The following is a 26,063-nucleotide window of genomic DNA, read 5'->3' as shown; positions in this document are numbered from 1 at the left end:
TCCCCCGGGGGGAGAGGGGGGATAGTTAGCGCGTCGTCACCGCGTAGAGTGCGATCGCCGCGGCGTTCGAGACGTTGAGGCTCTCGACCTTTTCCGAGATGGGGAGCTTAGCGAGTTCGTCGCAGTGATCCTCGGTGTTCTTGCGCATGCCCTCGCCCTCGGCACCGAGCACGATCGCGATGCGCTGCGTCCCCATCGCGTCGGACAGCGTCTGTGTCGCATGGCCGGTGAGGCCGATCCGCCAGAACCCGGCTGCGGCGATTTCCTCGAGCGCGCGGGCGAGATTGACCACGCGGATCCACGGCACCGTCTCGAGCGCACCCGACGCCGCGCGTGCGATCGTGCCCGATTCGGGTGGTGCGTTGCGGTCGGGGGTGACGATGCCGAGCGCATCGAACGCCGCCGCCGAGCGCAGTATCGCGCCGACATTGTGCGGATCGGTCACGCCGTCGAGGATGACGAGCGGACGGTTGTCGTCCTTGCCATGCTCGAGCAGGTCGGCGAGCCACATGTCCTCGAGCGGCTCGACCTCGATCACCACGCCCTGATGCGGGGCGTCGCCCGGCACCAGTCGCGCGAGATCGGTGGCCTCGGCGAAGGTCACCGGCACGGCGGCGGGCAGGTCGAACCCGGCCAGCGCCTCGCGCGTGCCCATGATCTTGCGCACCGTGCGTTCGGGATTGGCGAGCGCCGCGCCCACCGCATGCTTGCCCCAGAAGCGCGGACGCCCCGCGGGGGCCTTGCTCGGCCGATGGCCCTTGCGTGCTGCCATCAGAGCGCTCCCGTCATCATATCAGTCATCGTCATCGCTATATCCATAAGGGTCGGTCACCACCGGCTTGGTCGGCAGTGGCGTGCGTGGCAGCGCCTTGTCCGCATTCGCCGCGCTGAGCAACACCGATGCGAGCACGATCGACGCCTGGCGCATGTCGTCGGCCTTCAGGTGATCGAAGGTGTCGGCCGACGTATGATGGATCCGGCTGCCATAATCGAGCGGATCCTGGATAAACTGGAACCCCGGCACGCCGACCTGTTGCAGGAAGACGTGATCGGTGCCGCCGGTCGGCCGCAGGACGACGTTCGACGCGCCCATTGACGCGAACGGGCTGAGCCAGTCGCGAAAGATCGGTACGACTGCGGGGTTGGTCTCCGCATAGAGCCCGCGCAATTTGCCCGAGCCATTGTCGATGTTGAAATAGGCAGCGAGGTCGGCATGACCCGGCAGCGGGGTGATCGGCCATTTCTGCGAAAAGCCGTAATAGCTTTGCATGCCGGTCTGCGGCGGGTCGTTGGGGCTGCCGCGGGTCGCCAGATGGCGGGTGACATAGGCCATCGAACCGAGAATGCCCTGCTCCTCGCCCGACCAGAGCGCGAACCGGATCGTCCGCTTCGGGCGGACGCCGGTTGCGGCCAGGATCCGTGCGGCCTCCATGATCATCGCCGAGCCCGCCGCATTGTCCGCGGCACCGTCCGCAGCGACCCAGCTGTCCAGATGCGCGCCCGCCATGACATAGCCGGCCTTCGGATCGGTCCCGGGAATGTCGGCGATGATGTTGTACGCCTGCGCATCGCTGTCGTCGAAGCGGACGTCGCTGACGATCTCGAGCGTCGGGGCGGGGCCCGCCTTGGCGAGCCGCGCGAGGCGTCGATAATCCTCCGCGGCGATCTGCACGCCCGGCAGCGCAGGCGTGTCGCCGACACCGAACAGATAGCCTTCGCCGCTGACCAGCTTGCCGTCGTGATAGGCCATCGTCGCGGTCGCGACCGCGCCTTCGCTTTTCAGGAACGCATCGAGTTTCTTCGAGAAATCGAGCCGCTTCATCCGGCGGTCGGCGGCATCGGGGTCGTAATTCGGCTGCTGAAACCGGTCGAGCCTCGCGATATCCTCGCCGCTCAGCCGCTTGAAGGCGGGCTCGGCAGGTTCGTCACCGGTGCCGGGCCGCGTGAGCATCACGATCTTGCCGCTGAGCTTGCCGCGCCATTTCGCGAAGTCGCGCTCGCGCGCCATCGGTGCGACGATCACGGCCGCGCTCAGCGCGGTGCCGTTCGTGCCGGGAGTCCAGGCAATGGGAATCGCGGTCAGCTGCACCACCCGCGGGGTCGTCATCCGCACGCTCGACCGTTCGATCGACCAGCCTCGACCGAATGCGAACCCTTCCTTGTGGACATTCGTGAGGCCCCAGTCGGCGAAGCGGCGCTGCGTCCATGCCTCGGCCGTGCGCATCGACGGCGAATTGGTGAGCCGCGGGCCGATCACGTCGGTCAGATGCTGGACGGTCACCATGACCTGGCTGTGGTTGGTCCCTTCGTCGATGATGCGGTTGACCATGGGTTGATCAGGCTTTGCGGTGCCGCCACGCTCCTTGGCGGCCGCGGGGCTGAGCGCGATGATCGTTACGGTTGCGGCGAAAATGGCAAGTCGGCACGGACGCGATTGGTGCATGAAGGTCCCCCTGGGCAATTTTTTATGCATGAAAGGCTATGCGGGGGCGGAAGTTGGCGCAACCCGCGTTGACAGCACCGACAAGCTTCGCCATTGAGCCGCCTCGCTCGAAAGAGTGGCCCCTTTGGACAGGTGGCCGAGTGGTTAAAGGCAGCAGACTGTAAATCTGCCCGGGTTTCCCGTACGCTGGTTCGAATCCAGCCCTGTCCACCAAAGCTTTGCGGTATCACCGTCCAAGCTTTGGTCCTTCGCCGGTAGCAAGGCCAGGCGCGAACCTCACAACCTTCAGATCTGTGCCGGGATGTCGTGCGGACATTATGCGCGAAAACGCGTCCCGCGACGGCATTCGGCGCGCCTCAAACAGGGATGCCTAACCGCGGAATTGCGGTTAATGTAGGTCTATGTCTGCCAGCCGCATTGATCTCCTGACCGAAGCGCAACGGGCCTGTCTTCGACTGGTCCTGACGCATCACAATTCGAAGGAGATCGCAGCGCTGCTCGGCGTGTCGCCGTCGGCGATCGACAAGCGGATCGAACGCGCGGTTCAGGTGCTGGGCGCGGGGTCGCGGTTCGAGGCTGCGCGGCTGTTGCAACGGCACGAAACCGCCGGGGATATCGACGCGCCCGCAGAGCCCCGCGTCATGCCCTCCGCCACGCCCGCGCCCCGCGCTGCGAACGACAGGACGGAGGACGGGACGTCGCCAACGCCGTCGTCCGACCTGCTGGTCGCGACGTATGATCGGCTCCCATCCGAACCAATCGACGTAGCGCGCGCGCCGTCGCATCCGCCACAGGTCGGCCAGGACGATCCATGGGGGCTCGTCCGCCGCTTCATGGGGATGACGCCCGGAGGCGGACCGGAGGGAGCGGCGCGGAACCGCCTGTCCAAGGGGGACAGGCTGATCCGACTGGTCGGGCTCATGGCGTTGCTGGCGATCACCACGGTGGCGCTGGTGACGATGACGATGACCATGACGAGCCTGTTCAGGCAGGTTCGCGGCAGCGCCGCCTCTCCCCGGGTTGAGCATTCGTCGCGCTGGGGTGGGGAATTCGACATGTTGAAGGAACGTCGTCAGGCAACCGACAGGGTTACCGCGGACTTTCTGAAGGCAGAGGCAGCGGTCGACCAGGCCGCGTCGCTCGCTGCTTCCTGCGTCGCGACCTTGTTGCAGCAGCGTGCGGCGGCAAGATTGCCGGTCGCGACCGGGATCGCCGCGCTGCAACTCGTCGCGGATGCATCGTCCGATCTGATCAAGGCCCGCCAGCGCTTCGTCGACGCGCACCGGGCGCTGGTCGCGGTACGCAGCGAAATCGGCCTCGGTGCCTTTTATGCCTATGGTGACGAGGGCGAGTGTCCGCCCAACGAAGGGGCTTTGCGCGACGATGCGCGACTGCACCTCGTCGTTGCCGCCTGACGACGCGGCCGGTGGATCGCTTGACCCGATAACGTGGACCGCGTCTGGATCTTCAACGCGCTGCAACTGGCGGCGACCGGCTATGCATTCTGGCGTGGCGGTGCCCCCGAGCGGCTGACCGGGCTTGCCCTGCTGCTCGCGGCACTGGCCACGCGGATGTTTCACCAGCTTGGCGCAGGCGAGTTCGTCGACGTCGAGATCGGTATCATGACCGTCGACATCGTCCTGCTCGGCGTGATGATCGCCATCACGCTGCACGCCGATCGGTTCTGGCCGGCCTGGGTCACCGCGCTCCATGCACTGGGGACCGGGGCGCATCTGGCCCGGGCGATCAACCCCGACGTGATCCGGCTCGCTTATGCGGTCCTGTCGGTCATGTGGAGCTACCCCATCGTCCTGCTGCTCGCCGTCGGAACGATGCGGCATGCCAGACGGGTCCGGTCGCGAGGCTGGGATCTCGACTGGAGCCGCCAGGACCCGACCCTTCCTTAGCCCTGCATCTGAGGCTTTAAATGTCTTATGCCATTCCTTTCATGCGACTCTTGAACGGCGCACGGCCCGGGCCGGCTCTTGCACCCGCCGCCGTCGATCCCGCCCGCCTGGTGAGCGCTGCCAAGCATCTGTACGAACTGCGTCGCCAGCGCGACGCGGCATTCGGTGCGGACCTGTTCTCCGAACCCGCCTGGGACATGCTGCTCGACCTGTTCATCTCGCATCACGAGGGGCGTCAGCTCAGCGTGTCCGCGGTGTGCATCGGCGCGCGGGCGCCCTCGGCGACGGCGCTGCGCTACCTTGCGATCCTGCAGGAGGCGGGTCTCGTCCTGCGGACCCGCGACAAGAATGACGGTCGACGATCGCATATCCAGCTGTCGGTCGTCGGGCGTCAGCGGATGAGCGATCTGCTCGCGGGTCTGGTGGATTGCTGATCCTCATGCCGGCCGGGTGACCGGTCGAGCTTGACGGACGAACGAACAAGATGCCTGCGGCCGGCGCCGACCGGGCGTCTTCGCGGCCGCTGCCGCACGGCTCGATCCGGCGCGCATGGCGGGCCCCGATCCGGCCATCCGCCATCCAAAGCTTGAAAAATTGCGCCTGCGATGGCATGTAAGTCTCGGATACCCGTCAATTTTACTGGTTTGCGGGCCTCCCAATAAATTCCGGCAAATGGGCGAGGACTTTGAGCAACGGTTGTGCTCGGTCGATCGCTTCTGTGCGTCTTTCGGCCGATCCTGCGCAGCCCATCCATCATCCGGCGATGCGCCCTTAGCCGTCTCCGCCCCTCGGGGGCCGGGATCGGGGGCGGGCAGGCGGTAACGAAAAAGGCATCATAGTGCGAATTGGATCGAACGACGACACGCGGACCGCCGAGCAGTCAGGCGACGCTCCGGCGGCCGGCACGGGCGTAACGCGCCGCAATCTTCTAGGCTCGGCGATCGTTGCGGGCGTCGCGGGGTCCTCCGCCATGGTCCCCCTGTCGTCGGCGCAGGCCGCGACGACGGAACGCTCGGTCGACGTGCTGCTGATCGGCGGCGGCATCATGAGCGCGACGCTCGCCGTGCTGCTGCGCCAGCTCGAGCCGAGCTGGACGATCGAGCTGGTCGAGCGGCTCGACAAGGTCGCCGAAGAGAGCTCGGGCGGCTGGAACAACGCGGGCACCGGCCATTCGGCGCTGTGTGAACTCAACTACACGCCGGTCAATGCGGCCGACGGCCGTGTCGAGATCGCCAAGGCGGTCGAGATCAACGAGCAGTTCCAGGTCACGCGCCAGTTTCTCAGCCACCAGGTCAAGGCCGGCATGCTCGGCGCACCGCGGACGTTCATCAACTCGACCCCGCACATGAACCTCGTCTGGGGCGACGCCAATGTCGCCTTCCTGCGCAAGCGCTGGGAAGCGCTGGGCGCCAGTCCGCTCTTCTCGGGCATGGAGTTCTCCACCGACCGCGCCCAGATCGCCAAATGGGTGCCGCTGATGATGCAGGGCCGCGATCCGGCGCTGCCGCTTGCAGCGACCCGCTCGCCGCTCGGCACGGATTGCGACTGGGGTGCGGTGACGCGGCAATATATCGCCGCGCTCGACAAGCAGGCGAATTTCACGCTGACGACGGGGCATGAGGTTCGTTCGCTCGAGCGCAATGCCAAGGGCGGCTGGGAAGTCACCGCGCGCGACATGAAGACCGACGACAAGCAGGTCATCAATGCGCGCTTCGTCTTTGCCGGCGCGGGTGGCGGCGCACTGCCGATCCTGCAGAAGTCGGGCATCCCCGAGGCGGACGACTATGCCGGCTTCCCGGTCGGCGGCTCCTTCCTGGTCGCGGACAAGCCCGAGATCACGCACCGCCATCTCGCCAAGGTCTACGGCAAGGCTGCGGTCGGCTCACCGCCCATGTCGGTCCCGCATCTCGACACCCGCTATCTCGACGGCAAGCAGGCGCTGCTGTTTGGACCGTTCGCGACCTTCTCGACCAAGTTCCTGAAGCAGGGGTCCTATTTCGATCTGCCTGCATCGGTGACGATCGACAATTTCCGGCCGATGGTCGCGGTCGGCTGGGACGATTTCGCGCTGGTCGAATATCTCGCGGGGCAGCTGATCATGTCGGATGCCGACCGGATGGAGGCGCTGCGCGAATATTTCCCCGGCGCCAAGGACGGCGACTGGCGCCTGTGGCAGGCGGGCCAGCGCGTGCAGATCATCAAGCGCGATCCTGAAAAGGGCGGCGTGCTGAAGCTGGGCACCGAGATCGTTGCGTCGAAGGACGGCTCGATCGCGGCGCTGCTCGGCGCGTCGCCCGGTGCGTCTACCGCGCCGTCGATCATGCTCGACCTGCTTAAGAAGGTGTTTCCGAACCGGCTGTCGACCGCCGGCTGGCAGGCCAAGATCCGCGAGATCGTGCCGAGCTACGGCATCAAGCTCAACGAGCATCCCGAACTGCTCGCCGATCACTGGGGCAATACCGCCGAGACGCTGCAACTCGCCATCGCCTCGCCGGTGGTCCATGTCGCGACCAAGCCCCGGCCCGCCGCGATGCGCGTCAAGCCGGACCGCAGCCCCGACCTCGCCCTCTGACAGCTGTCCTCGACCGCGCCCTCCCCGGCATTGCCGGGGAGGGGCAAGCTATGGCGCGCACGCGGGCCCTACTGGCGGGAAATGCCCCATATCCGATCCACGCCGCTAACGAAGATCAGGCACTCTGCGGTCATGCGCGAGCGAACATCAGAACGCCAGAATAGTAAAGCCGTCGAAATCATGTCGACCTGGGACGGTCTTGGTCAAAAAACACGATAGACTTGTCTGTCGATGCCCCCGACAGTTCTCCCGATATTCGTGTTTTGCCCCGCTTAATCGGGATAAGCGCTGGGGGAATGTATATGCAGCCTGTCCGGGCCGCCGAACACTCGAAACGTCGCTTTGTCGCATTGGATGGGTTGAGGGGGGTCGCGGCGCTGATGGTCGTGGCATACCATATCGGTATCTTCCTGAAGTTCCCGAGCGGAATGACGGTCCATGGCAATATCGCGGTGGACTTTTTTCTGTGTCTTAGCGGTTTCGTCCTCGCCTTCGCGCATGAGCGGCGGTTGCGCGAGAACGGCGGTGAGCTGGCGCGCTTTCTGATGTCACGGGTGGTTCGGCTCTGGCCAAGCGTGCTCGCCGGATCGGTGGCGGCCTTGCTCGTAGCGCTCGGCATGGCGGGCGGTCCGGGGGCGTCATCCGCCTATCGGGCGTTTGCCCTGTCCCTCGTCGTCCTGCCGCGTCTCGAGGGGCAGAATCTGGTCTGGTTCAACGGCGTCTATTGGTCGCTTTTTGCCGAGATCCTCGTCAATGTGCTTTGGGCGATTTCCGTCAAGGCCCTCGGCAATCGCGGGCTGATCACGATCGCCTTCGTCCTTTCGGTCGCGATCACCTGGATCGCCATCGACCATAATAGCGTCCATTTCTTTTATCAGTCGGTCGATATGATCGTGCCAACGACGGTCAGGGCCTTGGCGTCCTTCTGCATGGGGGTGGTCGCATACCGGATCTACGAGGCGCGTCGCGTGAAGGCGGATGTTGCGCCCGTGATCCTGATCGCCGCACTCCTCTTTCCGATGATCGTGCCCGGCGTCTCCTGGTTTGGCATCCCGCTGTCGCTCTTCTACATCCTGTGCGCCAACCCGATGATCGTATTGCTCGGCGCACTTGGGCAACGAGAGCAGTCGCGCGTGCTGACATGGCTGGGGAATATCTCCTTCCCGCTATATGCCACGCATCTGCCGGTCGTCATGCTGCTCTCTCGATTGATGGCGGGCCAGCCGCTCGCCGAGCGACTGACCGCAGCGGTCGGTATTGTGGGGGCTGCGCTGATCGTGGCGGAGGTCGTCCGCCGTTACGTCGAAAAGCCGGCGCTCGCCTATCTGGGCGCGCGCCTGCTCGTCCCGCGTCGCGCCGTTTCGGTCGGCTAGAGCGAGGCGACGAGCGGCGCCGGCCGATGCTCGGCCTCGGCACGCAGAAAGGCCCTCCACGCATCGACAAAGGTTGGCATCGAGAACGCGTCGAGACGCGCCTCGAGATCGACCCGCCGTGCTGCGATCTGGTCCGGGCGGAGTTCGGCGAGCTGTATCATCCCCGCGGCGATGGCCTCGACGGAGTGCGGATCCACCGCGATCGCACTTGGTCCCGCGACCTCTTCGAGGACGCTGTCGGCGCTGATCAGGGGCACCAGTCCGTTGCGCATCGCTTCCGCGACGGGGACGCCAAATCCTTCGAGAAGGCTCACCAGCACGAACCCCCGCGCATGCGCATAGAGCCAGCGCAACTGTTCGTCCGAGACATAGGGCAGGAGGATAACGCCGGGGGTTTGCTCGGCCTCGGCGATGACGGCGTCGGATCCCGGCTCGCGGCTGCCGCAGATGACATAGCGATAGCCCGCATCGGCAAGGCCCGCACGTGCGAATGCGCGGATGCTGGCCAGTTGGTTCTTGCGGCGCCCGATGCTGCCCACGGTCAGCAGAAACAGGCCTTCAACGCCGTCCACGGCGTGTTGCGCGCCACCCGCCACGCCGGTGCGGATCGGCGGGTAGATCACGGTGGCGGGGGACCCGGTGCCATAAAGGCGCTGAAATGCCGCCTTAGATGCCTGGCTGACAAAGGCCATGCGGGGCTGGCGTTCGGCGATGCGTGCATAGACCCGCTCGTAGAGCGCGGTGACGGACGGGGCGAAGAGTTCGGGATGCGTCAGGGGGCCGAGATCATGGCACAGCACGGCATCATGCGACGTGACGTGCCAGCCCAGCACGGTCATCGGATCGAGATGAAGGACCGCGCGTCGGCTCCGCTGTCGCGGCACCAGCCTGGGATACCGGGCTCTGAGGCGATCCTCTTCGGCCCATAATCGACCGATGACTTTGCGGGACAAGGCATTGACGCCGACCCTTTCGGGAAGTCTCCATATCTTCACGCTGCGAAATACCTCCGGCAGCGTGTCGATAATGTCCCTGCCGATAAAATACTTTCCGGTTCGATTGTGAAGCGAGAGGGTGAAGTCGACGTCCCATCGTTGAAAAGACTTGCTAATAGTATTTCATCCCGAAATCATCGGTAATATGCGCCATAGAGCTACCAGAAATCAGCAAATGGGTCATGTCGAAATCGGAATGGGCAGCCCGATTTCTAACAATCAGAAAATGCGGCGGGGCGGATGCTGTAAGGCACAGAGTTCGCCATGCCGGCTATCGCCGCTCATAACAGCGCATCTCACGGCATAGTCAGGCGATGATCGGGTCGCGCCCGTCAAGACTGGTCGACACCCTTGGAAACGATGGAGCGGGTAACGGGAATCGAACCCGTGTATTCAGCTTGGAAGGCTGCTGTACTACCATTGTACTATACCCGCGAAGCCGGCGTCGCCGCGGCCTGCGCCCCCGCTCTGACCGTCGCAAAGGCGAGACGGGTGGCAGAAGGTGTAGGGTCGCGATAGCGCGGGTCGTGGGGTGGTGCAAGCCGGGGCAGGATGGTTCATGGTTTGCTGACGAAAATCGGCTACCCCTGGCGCCATGTCCGACGCGCCCGTGCTTCCCGAGACGACGAGCCTGACCCTGCAGCGTCGCCGCGCCGCGGATCCGCGCCCCGCGTCCGCGGTCAGTCATGGCGCCGGGCTGTCGGGGCTGGCGGGGGTGCTCGGCTGGGTGGCGTGCGCGCGCGGCTGGGGGATGGACGGGCCCTATGCCGCGCTGGTCAACCTGCTCGCCTGCGCGGTCCCGATGATCCTGTGGTCGGTGCTGGTCGACAAGGTCCATTGCCGGCCGAGCACCGGGCTGGACTGGTCGCGGCCCCGGCCATGGCGCGAGACGATCGACGTCAGCCTGACCAAGCTTGCCGCCTTCTGGGTGACCTGGGCGGGGATCGCGGTGATCTATGGCACCGGGCGGTTCTATTGGGAGGGCAATTTCGCGTTCGCGATGTGGTGCTTCACCAACGCCGCGCCGATCCTCGTGCTCGTGTCGATCCCCTATGTCCTCTGGCTCGACCGCTATCTGGTCGCGCCGAAGGACGGAGCGTGGTCGCTCGGGGCATGGCTGACCGGGCAGCCGGGGGGCGACCGCGCGGCGCTCCACAACCATCTGCGCAGCTGGGGAGTGAAGGCGTTCTTTCTCGCCTTCATGCTCGCCATCGTGCCGGGCGGGTTCGGCGAGTTCATCCGCGGCGACACAAGCGCGATCCTGCGCGACCCGGTCGCGCTCGCCAGGTGGCTGATCACCTTCATGTTCCTGATCGACGTTGCGTTCGCGACGGTCGGCTATGTCCTGACGCTGCGACCGCTCGATTCGCATATCCGCAGCGCCAATCCGTTCGCAGCCGCCTGGATGGCGGCGTTGATGTGCTATCCGCCGATCATCCTGATGAGCGACGGCGGGCCGATGGACTATCACCCGGGCACGCAGGAATGGGACGTCTGGTTCCAGTATCACCCCGTCCTGCTGGTGATGATCGGCGCGGTGCTGGTCGTGCTGACCGCGATCTATGCGTGGGCGACGATGGCGTTCGGCTTGCGATTCTCCAATCTCACCAACCGCGGTATCCTGACGCACGGGCCCTATGCCTGGTCGCGGCACCCCGCCTATCTGTCGAAGAACCTGTTCTGGTGGCTGTCGACGATCCCCGTGCTGACCACGGGGACGCCGATCGACGCGGTGCGCGCGACCTTGCTGCTCGCGGCGGTGAGCGGGGTCTATTACTGGCGTGCGCGGACCGAGGAGCGGCATCTGGGCCTCGACCCCGATTACCGCGCCTATAGCGACTGGATGGCGCGCAACGGACCGGTACCGCGCCTTCTGGCGTGGGTGGCGGGGTCGCGCCGAGCGTCAGGCGCCTAGAAGCTTTCCACGCCGTAGACCTTGGCGATATCGCCGCCCCAGACACCGTTATACTTGTCGAGCAGCAGCTCGGCGGGGACCTTGCCCGAACGGACGATCTCGCGCAGCGGATCGAGGAAGCCGGTCTCGTTGTCGCCCGCCTTGTTGAGGCATGCGCGCGACGACAGGCCGGCACCCGCGATATCGAGCACCTGTGCAGCGATGTCGCGCAACTGGCCGCCACCCGCGATCGGCGCATTCAGCCCGAGCTTGGGCACGGCATCGCGCAGCGACTGGCGTTCGTCGATCGTCCAGTCCTTGACCAGATCCCAGGCCGCATCGAGCGCGCCCTGGTCGTAGAGCAGCCCGACCCAGAGCGCGGGCAGCGCGCAGATCCGGTTCCACGGTCCGCCATCGGCGCCGCGCATCTCGAGGAAGGTCTTCAGCCGCACCTCGGGAAAGGCGGTCGAGAGATGGTCGATCCAGTCGTCGAGTGTCGGCTTCTCGCCGGGCAGGACGCTGAGCTCGCCCTTCAGGAAGTCGCGGAAGCTGAGCCCCGCCGCGTCGATATATTTGCCGTCGCGGTAGACGAAGTACATCGGCACATCGAGCGCATAGTCGGTGTAGCGGTCATAGCCGAAGCCGTCCTCGAACACGAAGGGCAGCATGCCGGTACGGTGCGGGTCGGTGTCGGACCAGATATGGCTGCGATAGGACAGCATGCCGTTGGGCTTGCCCTCGGTGAACGGCGAATTGGCGAACAGCGCGGTCGCGAGCGGCTGAAGCGCGAGGCCGACGCGGAATTTCTTCACCATGTCCGCTTCCGACGCGTAATCCAGGTTCACCTGGATCGTGCAGGTCCGCAGCATCATGTCGAGCCCCATGCTGCCGACGCGCGGCATGTGCCGCAGCATGATCGCATAGCGACCCTTGGGCATGATCGGCAGCTCCGCGCGGGTCTTGTCGGGCCACATGCCGAGACCGAGGAAGCCGATGCCGAGCTTTTCGCCCGCGGCCTTGACCTGTTCGAGATGCCGGCCGGTCTCGGCGCAGGTTTCGTGGAGGGTCTCGAGCGGCGCGCCCGAGAGTTCGAACTGGCCCGCGGGCTCGAGGCTGATGCTGCCGTCCGCACCGGTCATCGCGATGACGTTCTCGGTACCATCGGGGCCGCGTTCGAACACGGGCGCCCAGCCATATTGCTCGAGCTCGCCGAGCAGCGCGCGGATGCCGCCCGCCTCGATGTACGAAGGCGCGCGGTGATCGTCCTTCGCGTACACGAATTTCTCGTGCTCGGTGCCGATCCGCCAGCGGTCCTTGGGCTTTTCACCGCGCGCGAAGCTGGCGATCAACTGGTCGCGCGACTCGATCGTCGGGCTGGTCTTTGCAGGGGCGGTCTTGCTCGTCATCGCCGCGCCTTACGCGGCGATGAACGAGGGTGCTAGAGGGGATTCGGACCGGTCGGTAGCAATGTCACGCGACGGGTGTCGGGACGGGCGGTTCGGCCGCCCAATCGCCCGCCGCCGCCATCCACAGCGCGACCGCCGCCGCCGCTGCGGTTTCCGCGCGGAGGATGCGCGGGCCGAGCCCGATGCCGACCGCCTGCGGATGCGCGCGAATCGCCGCGCGCTCGTCGGAGTCGAAACCGCCTTCGGGGCCGATCAGGATTGCCGCGGGACCGGCATGCGCGCGCATTGCCGCGAGCGCGGGCGCGCCGCCCGTCTCGTCCGCGAAGAACAGCGTGCGATCGGCGGGCCAGTCGCGGAGCAAAGCTGCGAGCTTCACCGGTTCGGCGACCTGCGGCAGCGCGGTGCGCCCGCATTGCTCGGCCGCCTCGATCATGTGCGTGCGCAGACGGTCGGTATTGGGCTTGTCGACCACGGTGCGGCGCGTGACGACCGGGACGAGCCGGTCGACGCCGAGCTCGCACGCCTTCTCCGCCAGCCAGTCAACCCGGCCTTTCTTGATAGGCGCAGCGCAGAGCCAAAGATCGGGCACCGCCTCGCGTTCGCGGAGCCGTTCGGTCACGTCGAGGACGAGGTCGCGCTTGCCGACGCTGGCCGCGGTGGCGAGCCATTCGCCGGTGCGATCGTCGAACAGCTTGACCGGGTCGCCGATCTTCAGCCGCATGACGCCGGCGAGATAATGCGCGGCGGGGCCGTCGACCGGGAGCGGACCGGAGCTTAGCGGCGTGTCGACGAACAGCCGCGGCGTGGATTGCGGCGGCCAGGCTGGGGTTGCAGGCATGGCGGGGGCCTAGCAAATCCCGCCGCATGCGGGGAGGGCGTTTCGCTCGTTCGCGATCCTCCGCCGTCAGGGGGATTGGTTAGCGGCGGTTCCAGAGTTTGCGGGCGACGATCCATACGATGATCGCGACCGCGATGCCGAGGATCAGCGCGCCCGCCACCGCGCCCGCGACGCGGAAGATGCCCCAGAAGAGCGCCTCGACGAAACGGCCGACCGCGACCGACAGGCCGATCATGCAAAGGGGCTCGAACGCGACACTGACTTTATCCTAGCCGCTGCGGGCTTGCGCGCCAAACGCCGTCTTCCTACGCCCCGCGTCATGCAGACGACACCGAGCCCGATGGACATCGTTCCCGACAGCGAACATCGCGGCCTGGTCGCGCGGCTGCCGCCGACGCTGCGCGGGCTGGCGCTGCTTGCGCGGTTCGACCGGCCGATCGGCTGGTGGCTGTTGTTCTGGCCCGGCGCCTGGGGGATCGCGCTGGCGGGCGGGGCCTGGGCGCGCTGGGACCTGATCGCATGGTTCCTGCTCGGCAGCATCGCGATGCGCGGCGCAGGCTGCGTGTTCAACGACATCGTCGACCGCGATCTCGACGCGCAGGTCGCGCGGACGCGGGCGCGGCCGATCCCGAGCGGGCTCGTCTCTCTGCGGCTGGCGTGGATCTGGCTGGCCGTGCTGGCGCTCGTCGGGCTGGTCGTGCTGCTGCAGCTGACGCCGCTCGCCGCGATTGTCGCGCTGGCGAGTCTCGCGCCGGTCGCCGCCTATCCGTTCATGAAGCGGATCACCTGGTGGCCGCAGGCATGGCTCGGGCTGGTGTTCAGCTGGGCGTTGCTGGTCGGGTGGAGCGACATCGCCGGCGCGCTGACGTTGCCGATGTGGCTGCTCTATGCGGGGTCTATCGCCTGGGTGATCGGCTATGACACGATCTATGCGCTGCAGGACCGCGAGGACGATGCGATGATCGGCGTCCGGTCGTCCGCGCTCCGCATGGGGCGGCATGTAAAGGCGGGGGTCGGGATTTTCTATGCGATCGCAGTCGGGTTCTGGGCGGCGGCGTTCTGGACGATGCGGCCCGATCCGCTCGCGATCGCCGCGCTGGCGCCCGCCGCGCTGCATCTGGGGTGGCAGGTCGTCACGCTGCGCGCGGACGACGGCGCCGGTGCGCTCGCCCGATTCCGCGCCAACCGCTTCACGGGGTTGCTGATCTTCCTCGCCTGCGTGGTTGTCGGCACGAGCCTGTGACCCTAGATCGGCGGCATGCTCACACCCGATCAAGCCCGCGACCGCGCCCATGACATCGTAGCGCGCGCCAAGGCCGCCGGCGCGGACGCCGCCGATGCGGTCTTCGCCGCCGATGCCTCGCTCGACGTTTCGATCCGCCTCGGCAAGCTCGAGGATATTGGCCGGTCGGAAAGCGAGGACCTGGGCCTGCGCGTGTTCGTCGGCAAGCGATCGGCGAGCGTCTCGACCTCCGATCTGTCGTCCGCGGCGATGGACGCGCTCGCGGCGCGCGCGGTGGCAATGGCGCGCGAGGCCCCCGAGGATGCCTGGGCCGGCCTCGCCCCTGAAAACCGCCTGTTGCACGGCGTACCGCCGATGCTCGGGCTTGCCGATCACGGTGAGGTCTCGCCCGAGCAGCTGCGCGATGCGGCGACTGCAGCGGAGGATGCGGCGCGCGCGGTGCCTGGCGTAACGAACAGCGAAGGCGGCGGCGCGAGCGCGTCGAGCAGCGTCTGGGCGCTCGCCACCAGCCATGGATTCGCGGGCGCCTATGCTTCGACAGCCTATGGCATGTCGGCGAGTGTGCTGGCGGGCGAGGGCGGCGCGATGCAGCGTGACTATGCCTATCACAGCGTGCGGCATCGCCAGCATCTCGAATCACCCGAGGCGATCGGGCAGCGCGCGGGCGAGCAGGCGGTCGCGCGGCTCAATCCGGGGCGGCTCGCGAGCGGGCCGATGACGGTGGTGTATGATCCGCGCGTCGGCAGCTCGCTGCTCGGCCATCTGATCGCGGCGATCGCGGGGCAGGCGATCACGCGCAAGACGAGCTTCCTGCTCGATTCGCTCGGCTCGCAGGTGTTTGCGCATGGCATCACGATCCGCGACGATCCACATCGGCCTTACGGATTGCGGTCGCGGCCGTTCGATGGCGAAGGACTGCCGGTATCGCCGACCGCGATCATCGAACATGGCATGCTCGAAAGCTGGCTGCTCGATTCGGCCTCGGCGCGCCAACTGGGGCTCGAGCCGACCGGCCATGCCGCACGCGGCGTCAACGGCGCGCCGGGTGTGTCGACGAGCAACGTCTTCATGGAAGCGGGCACGATGCCGCCCGAGACGCTGATCGAGGATATCGTGTCGGGCGTCTATGTCACCGAACTGATGGGCGGCGGCGCCAACGGCGTCACCGGCGATTACAGCCGCGGCGCGGCGGGCTTCAGAATCGAGAATGGCGTCATCACCGGGCCGGTCGCCGAATTCACGATCGCGGGCAATGCGAAGGACATGTTCCTGGCGATGACCCCCGCCAACGATCTCGAATTCCGCTACGGCATCAACGTGCCCACGTTGCGCGTGGAGGGGATGACGGTGGCGAGTGGCTGAACCGCCCCCGGGTCCCGTCACGACGTTGCGCGAGGCGGTCGAATCGATCGCTGCCGAAGCCGGGCAGATGGCGCTCGCGCGGTTCGGGACCGATTTCCACCGTTGGGAAAAGACGCCGGGCAGTCCGGTGTGCGAGGTCGATATCGATATCGACCGGATGTTGAAGGTGCGGCTGTCCGCACTCCTGCCCGATGCCGGCTGGCTGTCGGAGGAAACCGCCGACAATCCCGCGCGGCTCGCGTGCGACCGGCTCTGGGTCGTCGACCCGATCGACGGCACGCGCGACTATATCCGGGCACGTCCGGGCTGGTGCGTGTCGATCGCGTTGGTCGAGCGCGGGCGAGTGGTGATCGGCGTGCTCGATGCGCCGGCACGGGGTGAGATCTGGTCGGCGGCGCTGGGCGAAGGCGCGACGCTCAACGGCGCGGCGTTGCAGGCCGGATCGCGCACCGACTTTCCCGGATCGCGCGTGCCGACCGATGCGCTGCCCAAGGCGGACCGCGATCTGGTGGTGGTCGAGAAGCCCAATTCGATCGCGCTCAGGATCGCGATGGTCGCGGCCGACCGTGCCGATCTGGTCGCGACGCTGCGCTGGGGAAATGAGTGGGACATCGCTGCCGCCGCGCTGGTCGCGAGCGAGGCCGGCGCGGCAGTGACCGACGCGGTCGGGATCCCGCTGGTGTTCAACAAGCCGCGCCCGCAGGCGTTCGGGGTCGTCGCGAGCACGCGCGGGATCCACCGCGCGGCGATCGCGCGGCTGGCGGATCGGGCGGCGGCTATTCTGGGGTAGGACTGGGCGCTTCGCTGGACACGAAAAAGGCCGGAGGTTTCCCTCCGGCCTTTTTCGTTTTTGTTGAGCGCCGCGGCTAAGCCGCGTCGTCGGACCTCGCCTGAGCGAGGCCGGCCGAGCTTGTAAGCCTGGCCGGCTTCGCCATGCCAGGCTTACGCGCTCTGCTTGGCCCGGCTCGCGCGCTTGCGCTCGTTCGCATCGAGGAAGCGCTTGCGCAGACGGATCGACTTCGGCGTGACTTCGACCATCTCGTCGTCGTCGATATAGGCGATCGCCTGCTCCAGCGTCGCACGCTTCGGCGGGGACAGGCGGACCTGGTCGTCCTTGCCGCCGCTTGCGCGGAAGTTGGTCAGCGCCTTGGTCTTCATCGGGTTGACCTCGAGGTCGTCCGGCTTGGCGTTCTCGCCGACGATCATGCCCTCATAGAGTGCCTCGCCGTGGCCCACGAACAGGATGCCGCGCTCTTCGAGCGGACCAAGGGCATAGTTGTTCGCTTCGCCCGAGCCGTTCGAGATCAGCACGCCGTTCTTGCGGCCTTCGATCTGGCCCTTGTGCGGACCGTACTTCTCGAACAGCCGGTTCATGATGCCCGTGCCGCGCGTGTCGGACAGGAATTCACCATGATAGCCGATCATCCCGCGGCTCGGCGCCGAGAAGGTGATGCGGGTCTTGCCGCCGGTCGACGGACGCATGTCGGTCATCTCGGCCTTACGGATGTTCATCTTCTCGACGACGGTGCCCGAATGCTCCTCATCGACGTCGATGATGACGGTCTCGTACGGCTCGGTCTTCTTGCCGTCCTCGTCCTCGCCGAACAGCACGCGCGGACGCGAGATGCCGAGCTCGAAGCCCTCGCGGCGCATCGTCTCGATCAGCACGCCCAGCTGAAGCTCGCCACGACCGGCGACTTCGAAGCTGTCCTTGTCGGCCGCCTCGGTCACCTTCACGGCGACGTTCGACTCGGCTTCGCGGAACAGACGCTCGCGGATCATGCGGCTCGTCACCTTGGTGCCCTCGCGGCCCGCCATCGGCGAATCGTTCACGGCAAAACGCATCGACAGCGTGGGGGGATCGATCGGCTGCGCGTGCAGCGGCTCGGTTACCGTGATGTCGGCGATCGTGTCGGCCACCGTGGCAACCGAAAGCCCTGCGAGCGAGATGATGTCGCCGGCCTTGGCTTCGTCGACCGGCACGCGGTCGAGGCCGCGGAACGACATGATCTTGGACGCGCGACCCGTCTCGATGATCTTGCCGTCGTTATCGAGCGCGTGGATCGCCTGGTTGGTCTTCACGGTGCCCGAATTGACGCGACCGGTGAGGACGCGGCCGAGGAACGGATCGCGGTCGAGCAGCGTGACGAGGAAGGTGAAGGGCACGCCGGCGACTTCCACGGCGGGGGGCGGCACGTGCTTCACGATCGTCTCGAACATCGGGATCAGCGTGCCTTCGCGCGCGTCCATGTCGGTCGAGGCATAGCCGTTGCGGCCCGAGGCGTAGAGCACGGGGAAATCGAGCTGCTCGTCATTCGCGTCGAGCGACACGAACAGATCGAACACCTCGTCGAGCACTTCCTGGATGCGCGCGTCGTTGCGATCGACCTTGTTGACAACGACGATCGGCTTGAGGCCGAGGGCCAGCGCCTTGCCGGTGACGAACTTGGTCTGCGGCATCGCGCCTTCCGACGAATCGACCAGCAGGACGACGCCGTCGACCATCGACAGGATGCGCTCGACTTCGCCGCCGAAATCGGCGTGGCCGGGCGTGTCGACGATGTTGATGCGGATGCTCTCGCTCTCGCCCGGGGGCGTCCAGTCGACCGAGGTCGGCTTGGCGAGAATCGTGATCCCGCGCTCCTTTTCGAGGTCGTTGGAATCCATTGCGCGCTCTTCGACACGCTGGTTGTCGCGGAAGGTGCCGGACTGGCGGAAGAGCTGGTCGACCAGCGTCGTCTTGCCGTGATCGACGTGCGCAATGATCGCCACGTTGCGGAGGCTCATGGGAATGCTTTCGGTTTGGACGGAATTTGCAGGCGCGCTTAGCGTTTATTCCGCGATGCGGCAAGTTTGGCGTTTCGATTGCCGCCCGAATGGTTCCCCGCTGCCGGAAAAATCGCCGATCGCGAGCCTGTTTCGGGGTGGCCCGCGCCAGTCTCCGGGCGAGCCGCCAAGACGATTGCGTGGCTTGCGTGTATTATCTAGACACCACAGTTGAATGCGGGTGTCGTTCCCCTAGGATGCGGCACCGATTGGAGGATTGCATGGCGACGACACCCGAGACGCTGACGACCGAGCCCGGCCTGGTCCTGACGCCGCCCGACCCCGTGCCGACTGTCTCCGCGACGAAAGCCGCGGGACTCGTGCCGGTCGATGCGGGGGTGAAGTCGCAGCTCGATGACCGGGTCGCCGGCTTTGTCACAGATTTGGTCGCGGAGGACGTCAACAGCCCCGAATTCGGCAAGCGTGTCGATGCGATCACCGCGATGGGGGCGAAGGAAATCCGCGAGGCGGCGGGCCAGTCGAACCGGTTCCTCGATCGCCCGGTTCGCGCGATGGATCAGGAAACCGGCGTCGGCAAGGATCTGGCGGAGCTGCGCCGCGTCGTCGAGGATCTTGATCCCGGCAAGAAGGGCAATCTGACCGCGCCGCAGAAGCTGTTCGGGATCATCCCGTTCGGCGGCAAGATGCGCAATTATTTCGACGGTTACAAATCGTCGCAGACGCATATCGCGCAGATCCTGAAGAGCCTGTCGTCGGGCAAGGACGAGCTGCTGATGGACAATGCCGCGATCGATACCGAGCGCGCGAATTTGTGGGCGGCGATGGGGCGTCTCGAACAGATGATCCATCTGTCGAAGACGATGGATGCCAAGCTCGAGGACGTCGCGAACGATCTCGACCACAGCGATCCGGCCAAGGCCAAGGCGATCCGCGAAACGGCGTTGTTCTACACCCGCCAGCGCACGCAGGATCTGCTGACGCAGATGGCGGTCACCGTGCAGGGCTATCTCGCGCTCGATCTGGTGAAGAAGAACAATGTCGAGTTGGTGAAGGGCGTCGACCGCGCCTCGACCACGACCGTGTCCGCGCTGCGCACCGCGGTGACGGTCGCGCAGGCGCTGACCAACCAGAAGCTGGTGCTTGAACAGATCACCGCGCTCAACACGACGACCGCGAACATCATCGATTCGACCGGCAAGCTGCTCAAGTCGCAGACCGCGCAGATCCATGAACAGGCCGCATCGGCGACGATCCCGCTGGAGACGCTGCAGCGCGCGTTCCAGAATATCTACGACACGATGGACGCGATCGACGTGTTCAAGCTGAAGGCGCTCGACAGCATGAAGACCACGGTCGGCGCGCTGTCGAACGAGGTCGACAAGTCGCGCGGCTATATCGCGCGGGCGGAGGGCGCCACCCAAGGTCAAAATGGGGGGCAGCTGGGCGGCCCGTCGCCAAGCGCGTTCAAGCTGGAGGCGATGTAGGGCGTGAGCGAAGTCGACGACGCCATCGCCAGCGCGCGCGCCTCCTGGTCGCGGATATCGGACGACCGCGGCGCCGTCGGCGCGGCCCGGCTGCCGACGCGGGCCCGTGCGCGCAATACGCAGGCGATCGGCAAGCGGCTGACGCGGATCGTCGTGGCGGATGCGGTGATCCTGATTGCCGCCATGGTGATCGGCTGGGTGGTGCCGCTCGGGATCGGCGGGGCGATGCTGGTGATGGCGTTGCTGGTCGCGGCGACATTGCTGTTCGCGGTGTGGCCCGCCGAGCGCGCGCCGACGCCCGAGCGGCTCGCATCGGTCGATATCAAGGCGCTGCCGCTGCAGACCGAACGCTGGCTGGAGGCGCAGCGCCCCGCCTTGCCCGCGCCCGCGGTGACCCTGGTCGACCGGATCGGCTTGCGGCTCGAAACGCTCGCGCCGCAGCTCGCGCGGTTCGCCGACGACGCGCCCGAGGCGATCGAGGTGCGCAAGCTGGTCGGCGAACAGCTGCCCGCGTTCGTCAAGGATTACGAACGCGTGCCCCAGGCGCTGCGCACGACGCCGCGCAATGGCCGCACACCCGATGCCGAACTCGTCGCGGGGCTGTCGCTGATCGAGCAGCAGATCGGCGAGATGACGCAACGGCTCGCGCAGGACGATCTTGACACGCTGGCGACGCGCGGTCGCTTCCTCGAGATGAAATATCGCGACGAGACCTAGCCGGCCGTCATGGCGGGGTGGGTTGCTCTCCACGCCGTTAAACCTCAGCTTAACAGCACATTCCGCTTCGGTTCAGCCCGACTCGGATAGAGCGGGACCACGGTCGCGGTTCATGCGTTTGCTTCATGCGGACCGGACGTAGAGGAGGTTCTCGATGAACGGATTGATGAAGAAGGCAGGTCTCGGCATCGCCCTTGCGGCGACCGCGCTGACCGCGGCGGCGCCAGCCGATGCGCAGCGTTGGGGTCGCGGCTATCGCGGCGGCGGCTGGGGTGGGTATCACCATCGCGGTGGCGGCAATGCCGCGGGCGCGGCGGTGCTCGGCGGTATTCTCGGGCTCGGCGTGGGTGCAGCTATCGCGAGCAGCAACCGCGACCGCTATGTCGACCGCGGCTATTATAATGGCGGCTATTACGACGGTCCGCCGGTACGGACCTATTACCGCCAGGATTATCGCCCGCGGTGCTGGAGCGAGTGGCGGGTCGATCCCTATTATGGCGATCAGGTCCAGGTGCAGGTGTGCAGCTGATCTGATCTGACGGAAAACGCGGCGTCGGGAGCAATCCCGGCGCCGTTTTTTTGTGGCGCCACCGGCCCGCTTGCGGCTAAGCGCGCGCGATGACCGACACGCCCCCAGATCGCCTTTCGACCAACCATCGCAGCCCGTTTTTCCAGCAGGAGCTGCTGGAGCGCGGGATCGGCATCCGCTTCAAGGATGGCGTGCGCCACGACGTCGAGGAATATTGCATCTCCGAAGGCTGGATCCGCGTCGCGCTCGGCAAGAAGGTCGATCGCAACGGCAACCCGCTGACGCTGAAGCTGTCGGGGCCGGTCGAGGCGTGGTTCGAGCGGCCTGCGGCGAGCGACGCCGACGAGGGCTGAGCCTCGCGTTCACGAAACCTACCCCGTCATCCTGGGCTTGACCCAGGATCCAGAGTCACAGGCGCTACCCTGCGTAACTCTGGATCCTGACTTTCGTCAGGATGACGGGGAAGGGGCGTGGCTTAAGCCGCCACGCCCTCCAGAGCCTCGCTCGCCTCGAGCCACTTGGCTTCGCTCGCCTCGAGCTTCGCATTCACCTCGGCGCGACGCTTGCTGAGATCACCCATCGACATCCGCGAGAAGCGTGGCTCGGCGTTGGCCGGGTCGACCATCGCGCGGTCGATCGCGTTGCGTTCCTTGGTGAACTTCGCGGTCTGCTCCTCGACCTCGCGCAGCGTCTTGCGCAGCGCGGCGTCGTTGCTCTTGGCCTCCGCCGCGGCCTTCTTGCCCGCCTTCTTGTCGGCCTTCGACGCCGCATCGCCCTTGCCCGCATCGCCCTTCAGGACGAACGCGATGTAATCGTCGAGGCTGCCGTCGAATTCCTTCGCCGTGCCGCCATCGACCAGCACGAGCCGGTCGGCGGTCAGCTCGAGCATGTGACGGTCATGGCTGACCAGCACGACGGCGCCGGTATAGGCGTTGAGCGCCTGCACCAGCGCCTCGCGCGCGTCGACGTCGAGATGGTTGGTCGGCTCGTCGAGGATGAGCAGGTGCGGCGCGTCGCGCGTGATGAGCGCGAGCGCGAGCCGGGCGCGTTCGCCACCCGACAGCTTGCCGACCTTGGTCGTCGCCTTGTCGCCGGAGAAACCGAACCGGCCGAGCTGGCCGCGCACCGCGGCGGGCGTCGCGCCCTTCATCAGATGCGCCATATGCTCGATCGGCGTATCGTGCGGATCGAGTTCCTCGACCTGATACTGGGTGAAATAGCCGACCTTCATCTTGTTCGACGACGCCATGTCGCCGTCCATCGGCGTCAGCTGCGCCGCGAGCAGCCGCGCGAGCGTGGTCTTGCCGTTGCCGTTGCGCCCGAGCAGCGCGACCCGGTCGTCGGGATCGAGCCGCATGTTGAGCCGCTTCAGAATCGGCACGTCCGCATAGCCCACCGTCGCCATGTCGAGCGTGATCAGCGGTGGGCGCAGCTCGGTGGGGTTGGGGAAGCCGAACGAGAGCGTCGGATCATTATAGCTCTCGGCGATCGGCTGCATCTTCGCCAGCATCTTCTGGCGCGACTGGGCCTGCTTGGCGGTCGAGGCGCGCGCGCTGTTCTTCGCGATATACTCCTGCAGCTTCTCGCGCTGCACCGCCTGGTTGGCGCGTGCCGCCTCGATCTGCGCCAGACGCTCGGCACGCTGACGCTCGAACGCGTCATAGCCGCCGGGATACAGCGTGATCTTGCCGCCCTGCAGATGCAGGATGTGATCGACGACGTTGTTGAGGAAATCGCGCTCGTGGCTGACGACGACGATCGTCGCCTTGTAGCTCTTGAGGAAGTCCTCGAGCCACATCACCGCTTCGAGATCGAGATGGTTCGAAGGCTCGTCGAGCAGCAGCAGGTCGGGCTGCGAGAACAGCAGGGCGGCGAGCGCGACGCGCATCTTCCAGCCACCCGAAAAGCTGTCGAGCGTGCGTGCCTGCATCTCCTCGTCAAAGCCGAGGCCGAGCAGGATCTGCGCCGCACGCGCGGGCGCGGTATAGGCGTCGATCGCGATCAGCCGTTCGTACACGTCGCCCAGCCGGTCGGGATCCTCGCTCGTCTCGCTCTCGATCATCAGCGCGGCGCGTTCGAGATCGGCCTCGAGCACGGTCTCGAACGGGGTTTTCACCCCGTGCGGGGCTTCCTGCGCGAGATAGCCGATGCGCGCACCCTTGGGCATGTCCGCGGACCCGTCATCGGGCTCCAGCTGCCCTGCGATGACGCGCACCATCGTCGACTTGCCCGCGCCGTTGCGGCCGATCAGCCCGACGCGGCTGCCCGGCGGCAGCGCCGCACTGGCGCCGTCGAGGATAACGCGTCCGCCGAGGCGCACCGTGATATTGTTCAGGTTCAGCATGGCCGCGGGCGTTAGCAGATGCAGCATGGTTTTGCGAGAGGGCGGGCGAGGCGGGGCAGCGCCGATCGCGGGGCGGCGCCTCTCGCCCTCCCGTCATCCTGACTTTCGTCGGGATGACGGCGGGGATTATGGAGCGGCGGGAAACGACCCGCCGCGTTCTAGTGAACGAAGCGCGCCACGACGTCGCGATACGACCGCGACACCTTCACGCTGGCCCCCGAATTGAGCACGAGGAAGCATTCGCCGTTGGTATGCGGCTTCACCTGCTTGACGAGGTCGAGATTGACGATTGTCGAGCGATGCACGCGCTGGAACCGGCGCGGGTCTAGGCGCTTCTCCAGATCCTTCATCGTCTCGCGCAGGATCAGCGTGTTATCGCCGGTGTAGATGCACATGTAATCGCCGGCCGCGTCGATCCGCTCGATCGTGTCGACATCGACGCGGAAGATCTGGCCGCGATCCTTGATGTTGATGAGCTTTTCGAAGCGGTTGGCGGACACCGCATCGCCATCGGGCATGTCGGCCGCCGCATCGGGGGCGACGTCGGCGAGCACTTCGCGCAGACGGTCGACCTCCTCGATGCCGCGCTTTTCCGAGAGGCGCTGGCGGACGCGTTCGATCGTGTCGGCGAGCCGCGACTCCTCGACCGGCTTCATCAGATAATCGACCGCCTGCGCCTCGAACGCGCGCAGCGCGTGGTCCGAATAGGCGGTGACGAACACGAACAGCGGCGGTTCGACCTCCATCAGCCCCTGGACGACGGAGAAGCCGTCAAAGCCGGGCATCTGGATATCGAGGAAGACGAGATCGGGCTTGTGCGTCTTGATCGCACGAATCGCCTCGCGGCCGTTCGAGCATTTTTCGATGATCTCGACGTCTTCATGCGCCTGGAGGCGGAGTTCGAGCCCCTGGATCGCCAGCGGCTCGTCGTCGACGAGAATGGTACGGATGGTCATGCGGCCTCTCTGTTCACGTCTTCAAGCTGGTAGGGAATCTCGATCTCGACCGAGAAGCCGCCAGCGGGCGTGGAGCGGGTTTCAAAACGATGGTCGGGGCCATATGCCTGCGCCAACCTGTCTCTAATATTAGCGAGCCCGACGCCTGTTGAAAGGCTTGGACTGATCCGCCCCTCGATCAAGCCCGGTCCGGTATCGGATACGGCGATCTGCACCCGTTCCCCGGCCAGCCGCACGGTGACGCAGATTTCGGCGCCTTCCTCCTGCGGCGTGACCGCATATTTGATCGCATTCTCGACCAGCGGTTGCAGCAGAAGCGAGGGCAGCCGGGCGCGCTCGGCGCGCGGGTCGATGTCGAATTTGGGCCGCATCCGGTCCTCGAACCGCATCTTCTCGATCTCGAGATACAGCTTCAGCGTCTCCATCTCCTGCGCGACGGTGACGTGCGCGGTCGGCTCATTGGCCAGCGTGTAGCGCAGAAACGACGACAGCCGCGACAGCATCGCGTTCGCCCGCTCGGTCTGTTTGAGCAGCACCAGCGTCGAGATCGAGTTCAGCGTGTTGAACAGGAAATGCGGGTTCAGCTGATACCGCAGCATCGCGAGCTGGGCCGAGGAGGCCTGATTCTCCAGATGCTGCATCTGGTCGATCTGTTCCTCGACGATCAGGTAGAAGTTGATGCCGAAATAGAGCGCCGACCAGCCCGCCAGCGTGACAAAGTTGAGGAACACGAAGCCGAGCATGCGGGTGATCGTGATGCCCGGCGTCGCGGTCTGGATGAACGAGAAGGAAAAGGCGTCGAGCACCGCGTAGAGAAACGTCGCCGCCGCCAGCGTGGCGATCGTCAGGAACAGCCCGATCACGCGCGGGATGCGGCGGTAATAGCCATAGAGCGTCGAGAGCAGCAGCGTGATGCAATAGCCGACGATCGCCTCGATGATGACCGGGATGATCGAGGTGAGCGTGAGGCCATTCGACACCGACGACACGCCGCGCAGCATCAGATAGCCGCTCCAGCCCACCGCCTGCAGCGTCCAGAACGCGCGCGCCTTGTTCTCGAAGAACGGCCGCGCGGAAAATGGCAGGCGGGGGGGCGTGCCGGGGGGCTGGGTGGAAGACGGGGCGGGGGAGCTGGCCATGGTTAGCGCCGGTCTTACACGCGGGCGGCGGCGGGCGCAAAAGTGGTTGCGGCTCCAGGAGATTTTCGTGCCGG

23 protein-coding genes and 2 tRNA genes are annotated in these 26,063 nt (G+C 66.2%); 14 read left to right on the top strand and 11 right to left on the bottom strand.

What is annotated here, in order from left to right; translation table 11 throughout:
* Positions 1 to 25 precede the first annotated feature (25 nt).
* Both rlmB and C8J24_RS03755 read right to left on the bottom strand, forming a co-directional pair.
* The gene (rlmB, locus tag C8J24_RS03760) at positions 26 to 772 is read right to left on the bottom strand and encodes a 23S rRNA (guanosine(2251)-2'-O)-methyltransferase RlmB (RefSeq protein ID WP_031396279.1); all 747 of its coding nucleotides are present in this window, start codon (positions 770 to 772) and stop codon (positions 26 to 28) included.
* 21 nt (positions 773 to 793) lie between these two features.
* On the bottom strand, positions 794 to 2,443 hold the full coding sequence (locus C8J24_RS03755) for a M20/M25/M40 family metallo-hydrolase (RefSeq protein WP_107930404.1): 1,650 nt from the start codon (positions 2,441 to 2,443) through the stop codon (positions 794 to 796).
* A 126-nt stretch (positions 2,444 to 2,569) separates the two neighbouring features.
* Between C8J24_RS03755 and C8J24_RS03750 the strand changes: the two genes are divergently transcribed.
* From C8J24_RS03750 to C8J24_RS03725, 6 genes are all read left to right on the top strand, one after another.
* A tRNA-Tyr gene (locus C8J24_RS03750) sits at positions 2,570 to 2,656 on the top strand.
* Between the two features lie 188 nt (positions 2,657 to 2,844).
* Positions 2,845 to 3,858 (top strand): sigma factor-like helix-turn-helix DNA-binding protein, encoded by a 1,014-nt coding sequence (locus tag C8J24_RS03745; RefSeq protein ID WP_107930402.1) that lies wholly within the window; start codon positions 2,845 to 2,847, stop codon positions 3,856 to 3,858.
* A gap of 33 nt (positions 3,859 to 3,891) precedes the next feature.
* A complete protein-coding gene (locus tag C8J24_RS03740; RefSeq protein WP_042467030.1) occupies positions 3,892 to 4,350 on the top strand; it encodes a hypothetical protein in 459 nt (152 codons plus the stop codon).
* 41 nt (positions 4,351 to 4,391) lie between these two features.
* Positions 4,392 to 4,784, top strand: coding sequence for a helix-turn-helix domain-containing protein (locus C8J24_RS03735; protein ID WP_042467029.1), 393 nt, complete (start codon positions 4,392 to 4,394; stop codon positions 4,782 to 4,784).
* Positions 4,785 to 5,188: 404 nt separating this feature from the next.
* A complete protein-coding gene (mqo, locus tag C8J24_RS03730) occupies positions 5,189 to 6,922 on the top strand; it encodes a malate dehydrogenase (quinone) (RefSeq protein ID WP_244180392.1) in 1,734 nt (577 codons plus the stop codon).
* A 221-nt stretch (positions 6,923 to 7,143) separates the two neighbouring features.
* Positions 7,144 to 8,295 carry an acyltransferase family protein gene (locus C8J24_RS03725; RefSeq protein WP_146163633.1) on the top strand — a complete coding sequence of 384 codons (1,152 nt, stop codon included), beginning with the start codon at positions 7,144 to 7,146 and terminating at the stop codon, positions 8,293 to 8,295.
* Here the strand turns inward: C8J24_RS03725 and C8J24_RS03720 are convergent.
* Positions 8,292 to 9,134, bottom strand: a complete 843-nt coding sequence (locus C8J24_RS03720) for a glycosyltransferase family 4 protein (protein WP_146163632.1) — start codon at positions 9,132 to 9,134, stop codon at positions 8,292 to 8,294. The genes C8J24_RS03725 and C8J24_RS03720 overlap by 4 nt on opposite strands.
* A 517-nt stretch (positions 9,135 to 9,651) precedes the next feature.
* A tRNA-Gly gene (locus C8J24_RS03715) sits at positions 9,652 to 9,725 on the bottom strand.
* A gap of 160 nt (positions 9,726 to 9,885) precedes the next feature.
* Here C8J24_RS03715 and C8J24_RS03710 point away from each other — a divergent pair.
* Complete coding sequence (locus C8J24_RS03710; protein WP_107930393.1) at positions 9,886 to 11,205, top strand: methyltransferase family protein; 1,320 nt, start codon at positions 9,886 to 9,888, stop codon at positions 11,203 to 11,205.
* Here the strand turns inward: C8J24_RS03710 and C8J24_RS03705 are convergent.
* The 3 genes from C8J24_RS03705 to C8J24_RS17485 all read right to left on the bottom strand — a co-directional run bounded on the left by C8J24_RS03705 (position 11,202) and on the right by C8J24_RS17485 (position 13,663).
* Entirely contained in the window at positions 11,202 to 12,590 is a 1,389-nt protein-coding gene (locus C8J24_RS03705; protein WP_107930391.1) for a glutamate--cysteine ligase, read from the bottom strand. The two genes, C8J24_RS03710 and C8J24_RS03705, sit on opposite strands and share 4 nt — an antisense overlap.
* A 64-nt stretch (positions 12,591 to 12,654) precedes the next feature.
* Positions 12,655 to 13,428 (bottom strand): 16S rRNA (uracil(1498)-N(3))-methyltransferase, encoded by a 774-nt coding sequence (locus tag C8J24_RS03700; protein ID WP_107930389.1) that lies wholly within the window; start codon positions 13,426 to 13,428, stop codon positions 12,655 to 12,657.
* A 79-nt stretch (positions 13,429 to 13,507) separates the two neighbouring features.
* Positions 13,508 to 13,663: a hypothetical protein gene (locus C8J24_RS17485; protein WP_166746254.1), complete on the bottom strand. Its 156-nt coding sequence runs from the start codon at positions 13,661 to 13,663 to the stop codon at positions 13,508 to 13,510.
* An 84-nt stretch (positions 13,664 to 13,747) separates the two neighbouring features.
* Between C8J24_RS17485 and ubiA the strand changes: the two genes are divergently transcribed.
* From ubiA to C8J24_RS03685, 3 genes are read left to right on the top strand one after another with little or no spacing between them, the layout of a single operon-like run.
* Positions 13,748 to 14,671, top strand: coding sequence for a 4-hydroxybenzoate octaprenyltransferase (gene ubiA, locus C8J24_RS03695; protein ID WP_208620905.1), 924 nt, complete (start codon positions 13,748 to 13,750; stop codon positions 14,669 to 14,671).
* A gap of 15 nt (positions 14,672 to 14,686) precedes the next feature.
* On the top strand, positions 14,687 to 16,033 hold the full coding sequence (locus C8J24_RS03690; RefSeq protein WP_107930384.1) for a TldD/PmbA family protein: 1,347 nt from the start codon (positions 14,687 to 14,689) through the stop codon (positions 16,031 to 16,033).
* Positions 16,026 to 16,823 (top strand): 3'(2'),5'-bisphosphate nucleotidase CysQ, encoded by a 798-nt coding sequence (locus C8J24_RS03685; protein WP_277352393.1) that lies wholly within the window; start codon positions 16,026 to 16,028, stop codon positions 16,821 to 16,823. Before C8J24_RS03690 ends, C8J24_RS03685 begins: the two co-directional genes overlap by 8 nt.
* Positions 16,824 to 16,975: 152 nt before the next feature.
* Here C8J24_RS03685 and typA read toward each other — a convergent pair whose 3' ends face one another.
* Positions 16,976 to 18,820: a translational GTPase TypA gene (gene typA / locus C8J24_RS03680; protein ID WP_031441243.1), complete on the bottom strand. Its 1,845-nt coding sequence runs from the start codon at positions 18,818 to 18,820 to the stop codon at positions 16,976 to 16,978.
* A gap of 260 nt (positions 18,821 to 19,080) precedes the next feature.
* Between typA and C8J24_RS03675 the strand changes: the two genes are divergently transcribed.
* The 4 genes from C8J24_RS03675 to C8J24_RS03660 all read left to right on the top strand — a co-directional run bounded on the left by C8J24_RS03675 (position 19,081) and on the right by C8J24_RS03660 (position 21,903).
* A complete protein-coding gene (locus tag C8J24_RS03675; protein ID WP_107930382.1) occupies positions 19,081 to 20,304 on the top strand; it encodes a toxic anion resistance protein in 1,224 nt (407 codons plus the stop codon).
* Positions 20,305 to 20,307: 3 nt separating this feature from the next.
* Positions 20,308 to 21,021 (top strand): hypothetical protein, encoded by a 714-nt coding sequence (locus C8J24_RS03670; RefSeq protein ID WP_107930379.1) that lies wholly within the window; start codon positions 20,308 to 20,310, stop codon positions 21,019 to 21,021.
* 154 nt (positions 21,022 to 21,175) lie between these two features.
* Positions 21,176 to 21,550 (top strand): hypothetical protein, encoded by a 375-nt coding sequence (locus tag C8J24_RS03665; protein ID WP_107930378.1) that lies wholly within the window; start codon positions 21,176 to 21,178, stop codon positions 21,548 to 21,550.
* A gap of 89 nt (positions 21,551 to 21,639) precedes the next feature.
* Positions 21,640 to 21,903 (top strand): DUF3297 family protein, encoded by a 264-nt coding sequence (locus tag C8J24_RS03660; protein WP_037529686.1) that lies wholly within the window; start codon positions 21,640 to 21,642, stop codon positions 21,901 to 21,903.
* A 122-nt stretch (positions 21,904 to 22,025) separates the two neighbouring features.
* On the opposite strand, the gene C8J24_RS03655 is transcribed toward C8J24_RS03660, so the two are convergent.
* The 3 genes from C8J24_RS03655 to C8J24_RS03645 form a co-directional block, all read right to left on the bottom strand.
* Positions 22,026 to 23,894: an ABC-F family ATP-binding cassette domain-containing protein gene (locus C8J24_RS03655; RefSeq protein ID WP_031440648.1), complete on the bottom strand. Its 1,869-nt coding sequence runs from the start codon at positions 23,892 to 23,894 to the stop codon at positions 22,026 to 22,028.
* A 158-nt stretch (positions 23,895 to 24,052) separates the two neighbouring features.
* Positions 24,053 to 24,850 (bottom strand): LytR/AlgR family response regulator transcription factor, encoded by a 798-nt coding sequence (locus C8J24_RS03650; RefSeq protein WP_107930376.1) that lies wholly within the window; start codon positions 24,848 to 24,850, stop codon positions 24,053 to 24,055.
* Positions 24,847 to 25,989 (bottom strand): sensor histidine kinase, encoded by a 1,143-nt coding sequence (locus C8J24_RS03645; RefSeq protein WP_051916213.1) that lies wholly within the window; start codon positions 25,987 to 25,989, stop codon positions 24,847 to 24,849. The genes C8J24_RS03650 and C8J24_RS03645 overlap by 4 nt, the downstream gene beginning before the upstream one ends.
* Positions 25,990 to 26,063: the final 74 nt, after the last annotated feature.

Source organism: Sphingomonas aerolata, assembly GCF_003046295.1.
GTDB lineage: Bacteria > Pseudomonadota > Alphaproteobacteria > Sphingomonadales > Sphingomonadaceae > Sphingomonas > Sphingomonas aerolata.
The sequence above is the reverse complement of the archived record's forward strand: the minus strand, read 5'-3'. Positions and strand labels throughout refer to the sequence as shown.